Genomic DNA, 4,444 nt, shown 5'->3' on the forward strand with positions numbered 1-4,444 from the left:
GAGCACGAGGATCGGCCCGATTTTCACCAATGGGCCGAGCGGGTCAGCCCACAGCGCCGGCGCCAGAGCCGTTGCCGCAATCGCGTAGAAGACCGACACGGCGAGTGCAGCCCAGAGAGCGAGCCGGGCGGCGCGCCGGAGCGCTATCCCAATCCCAACCGCGATGTCGACCAGAGTGCCTGCAATGACGCCGACGCCGGCCAGCCTGCCCGCGCCTGCTCCCTCCATGAGGTGGACGCCAGCATCATAGCCCGGTCCTAGAGAAACCAAGCCAGTCACGATCCAGAACACGGCGAGCACCCCGAACACGACAGGCTTGAGAAAATAGAGCCGGGCGAACCAGCGGTCCTGCACCGAGGCCGGCTCGGCGGCAAGCGCTGCGGCGAGCGGTTGTGGCTCAATCCCGGTGAGACGAACCCACTCGCTCGGGTCGCCGGTGGCACCGCGCACGATCTCGCGCCCCGCCGTGCTGCGCATCGGCGGCCGCCAGCCCAGCAACCCAAGCAGGTCCCCAAGCCGATACAGGCACTGCGCAGCCCAGCGCGGCATCGCGACCTGCCGCGCTCTCGGCCAGCCGAGCCAGCCTCGATAGATCTGGACGACCTCGCTGAAGGCCAACCGCTCCGGACCAACGATCTCGAGCGCCTTCCGGGCCGGCGCCTCGGGCCGGAGAAAGCACAGGACCGTTCGCGTCAGGTCATCGAGCTGAACGATCTGCAACGGGCCCGTGTCCGGCATGACGGGCAGGATCGACAGCGCGGCCAGTCCACGAAAGAGAGCGCTGCCGCCGTAGGCCGGGCGGCCGACGACGACGGAGGGCCGCAGGATCACCCAATCGAGGTCGCAGGCCATCAGCGCCTTGTCGCCCTCGAACTTGCTGCGCGAGAAGGCAGTCGGCGCCTCCCGATCCACTCCGATCGCCGAAAGGTGAACGACCCGCCTCACGCCAGCCCGTTCGCAGGCCGTGAAGAGCGCAGCGGCGCCGCGGGCATGGACCCTGATCGTCGAGTCGTATGGACTGTCCTGAAGCACGCCGGCGCAGTTCACGACGGCATCGATGCCGGTGAGGTGCGGCAGCCAATCCTCCGGCCTGGTCGCGCGTGCGACGTCCATCATGACCCACCGGATCGCACGGTGCGGACGGGCAGCCGACTCACGCGTTCGCGTCACCGCGATGACCTCGTGTCCCTCGGCTCCCAAATGCGTGAGCACGGCGGAGCCGATCAGGCCGGACGCTCCAGTCAGCAGCACCCGCAATGTATCACTCCCCTTCACGAAACCTGCTCACGGCGCGAGCCCTGGATGAGCGAAATCCATCGCTTTCGATCATTGGGGGCCTGCAAAACCTCCATATCGCAGGCCATAGGCCGGGATCAGTCGGGTTCGCGCATGTCAGCTCGAAAGGCCCCTGCTGGTGCGCCACGCCAAGGTCACCTCCCCAGATCAGTGGCAGCGCCGGACAACAAGGTTCTCCTTAGCGACGTTTCTGCGGCGGGAACACGGCAAGCAGGTCGCGGCGTTGACGGGGTGTCGATGCCGGCCGCTCTCGATTGGGCCAAACCTGGAGCACCCTGCCATGCTCGACCTTTCCCACGCCCGTAACCGCATGGTCGACATTCAGATCGCCCGACGCGGCATCCGTGACCGCCATATCCTGGAGGCGATGCGGCGCGTGCCGCGCGAGGCCTTCGTTGAACCCGGCTTCGAGGAGTTCGCCTACGAGGATGGGCCGCTACCGATCGGCGAAGGCCAGACAATCTCACAGCCCTATATCGTCGCGCTGATGATCGAGGCGGCCGAAGTAAAGCCCGGAGACAGCGTGCTCGAAGTTGGGGCCGGCTCGGGCTATGCGGCCGCCGTGATGAGCCAGATTGCCGACCGCGTCCATGCCATCGAGCGTCACGCGTCGCTTGCCGCTGCCGCCAGACAACGGTTCCAAAAGCTCGGCTACGACAATATCGATCTGCGGGTTAGCGGCGGGACGCTCGGCTGGCCCGAAACCGCACCGTTCAATGCCATTCTGGTCGCCGCAGGAGGACCCGAGGTGCCGCAAGCGCTCGAGGAGCAACTCGCGATCGGCGGCCGGCTCGTCATCCCGGTCGGAGGAGATGAGAGATCCCAGACTTTGCTCAAGATCACGCGCCGAGGCGAGACGGATTACGAGCAGGAGGATCTCGGTGCCGTAGCCTTCGTGCCGCTGGTCGGCGAGCAGGGCTGGGCCGAGGACGGCCGGCGTGCAGCCACGAGCCATGTGCCCGGCCAGTCGCGCGGTCGAACCCTGCCGGAGATGATCGCTGAGGCCGCCGAACCTCTGCCCGATTTCGACGATCCTGCTTTTGGGCATCTGTTCGACCGCTTCGCCGACTGCCGCGTCGTGCTGCTGGGCGAGGCCAGTCACGGCACCTCCGAGTTCTACCGCGCCAGGGCAGCGATCACGCGTCGGCTGATCGAGGAGCACGGGTTTACGATCGTCGCCGTGGAGGCGGACTGGCCCGATGCGGCCGCTATTGACCGGTATGTGCGCTATCGCCCTGCCCGGGCCGGCACGGAGCCGCCGTTTCAGCGCTTTCCCACCTGGATGTGGCGCAACACCGACATCGCGGCGCTGATCGACTGGATGCGCACGCACAACGAAAGCGTGCAAGACCTCGATGCGCGCGCGGGCTTCTATGGTCTCGACATCTACAATATGAGCGGCTCGATCGCTGCCGTTCTCGAGTATCTCGACGAGGTCGACCCCGAAGCCGCCGCGGTGGCGCGCGAGCGTTACGGCTGCCTCACGCCCTGGCAACGGGAACCGTCGACCTATGGGCGCGCCGTGCTCAGGGGTGGCTACCGGAAATGCGAGCAGGCGGTCATCGCGCAATGCCGGGATCTGCTTCAGAGGAGGCTCGAATACGCCGCACAGGACGGCGAGAGCTTCCTGGATGCGACGCAGAATGCACGCCTCGTCGCCTCGGCCGAGCGCTACTACCGGATCATGTACTATGGCGGCCCGGAATCCTGGAACCTGCGCGACACGCACATGTTCGAGACCCTCGGCTATCTCCTCGAGGCGCGCGGCCCTCGGTCCAAGGCGGTGGTCTGGGCGCATAATTCCCATATCGGTGATGCCCGCTACACCGACATGGGAGCCGTTCGCGACCAGTTGAACATCGGCCAGCTCTGCCGTGAGTGCTTCAGTCGCGAAGCCGCGCCGATCGGCTTCGGAACCCACACGGGCACTGTTGCGGCGGCAACAGACTGGAGCGGCGCGATGGAGATCAAGCGCGTGCGGCCGTCGCTTCGCGACTCCTACGAGCGGCTCTGCCATGATGCGGGCATTCCGCGCTTTTTTCTCGATCTGCACCGGGACGAGGCGCTCCGCCGCCGGCTCCTCGAACCACGGCTGGAGCGGTTCATTGGCGTCATCTATCGCCCCGAGACCGAGCTGATGAGCCACTATTCCGATGCCTCGCTGCCGCAGCAGTTCGATGCGTTTGTGTGGTTCGACGAGACCTCGGCCGTGACGCCCCTCGGACCAGAGCATGCCCGACCCGGCGTGCCCGATACCTACCCGTTCGGGCTCTGAGCCTCATGCTCCACGACGTTGATTACATCCTGAAGAAGCTCGACTGGATGCGCTCACGGCATGTCTGGCCCAATGGCCTGCGCTATCTGTGGACCGACGCGTTCGGTCTTGTCCTCCTCGTATCGTTACATCGCGAATTGCAGGACGATACTTATCTCGATGAAGCAGAATGGCTCGTCGCCGAGGTGGAGCGCGTTCTCGGACGCCCGCGCGGCATCCGCATCGGCGAGGCACCAGATCGCGACGGGCAGTATTTCCATTACCTCGCGATGTGGCTCGTCGCCTTGGGGCGCCTTGGCGAGCTCAAGCCCAAGTATCGCGATCACGGCGTCGCCCTGGCGAAGGGCATCCATTCGGCCTTCGTCCTCCCGGGCACCGGGGTAATCTGGAAGATGACGGAGGACCTGAGCGCACCATATCCCGGCTATGGACTCGGCGCCCTCGATTCCTTCAATGGCTATGTAGCCTACCGGCTCCTCGATGAAGATGAGCTCGCATCCGAGATTGCCGAGATGAGGAACTTGGTCGAGCAGGTTTACGAGGAACTCGAGATCGATCAGGACCTCGGCCTCGGGATGATGCTCTGGCTCGCCCACTTCTTCCCCGAAGAGCGCTGGGCCAAGGTACAGCGCGCGCGTTCTCTTGCGAGACTCGACAAGATGTGGGTTGATCCGCCGGGCTATTTCTGCCGGGCACTGCGCCAGCGTCACGTCAAGTTCGCGTTCACGAATTATGGCGTGTCGCTTGGGCTGCAAGCCGTCGGCCAACGCCCGGAGTGTGTGGACCGCCTCAACGCATTCTTCGACGCTTGTCGATCAGGCGGCGATTACGATGTAGATGCCATCACGCATGTGATGGCCTGCACGTCCCACC

The 4,444-nt window shown here is 65.4% G+C and carries 3 protein-coding genes; 2 read left to right on the forward strand and 1 reads right to left on the reverse strand.

Annotated elements, in window-relative coordinates; translation table 11 throughout:
• Positions 1-1,257 (reverse strand): SDR family oxidoreductase (locus BN1233_RS42400; protein WP_046869712.1); only part of this gene is annotated, 1,257 nt, incomplete at its 3' end.
• Between the two features lie 319 nt (positions 1,258-1,576).
• Here BN1233_RS42400 and BN1233_RS42405 point away from each other — a divergent pair.
• On the forward strand, positions 1,577-3,571 hold the full coding sequence (locus tag BN1233_RS42405) for a protein-L-isoaspartate(D-aspartate) O-methyltransferase (RefSeq protein ID WP_046869710.1): 1,995 nt from the start codon (positions 1,577-1,579) through the stop codon (positions 3,569-3,571).
• A 5-nt stretch (positions 3,572-3,576) separates the two neighbouring features.
• Positions 3,577-4,444, forward strand: an 868-nt coding sequence (locus tag BN1233_RS42410; protein WP_046869711.1) for a hypothetical protein, incomplete at its 3' end; no start/stop codon positions are given.

Source organism: Microvirga massiliensis, assembly GCF_001006805.1.
Taxonomy (GTDB): Bacteria; Pseudomonadota; Alphaproteobacteria; order Rhizobiales; family Beijerinckiaceae; genus Microvirga; species Microvirga massiliensis.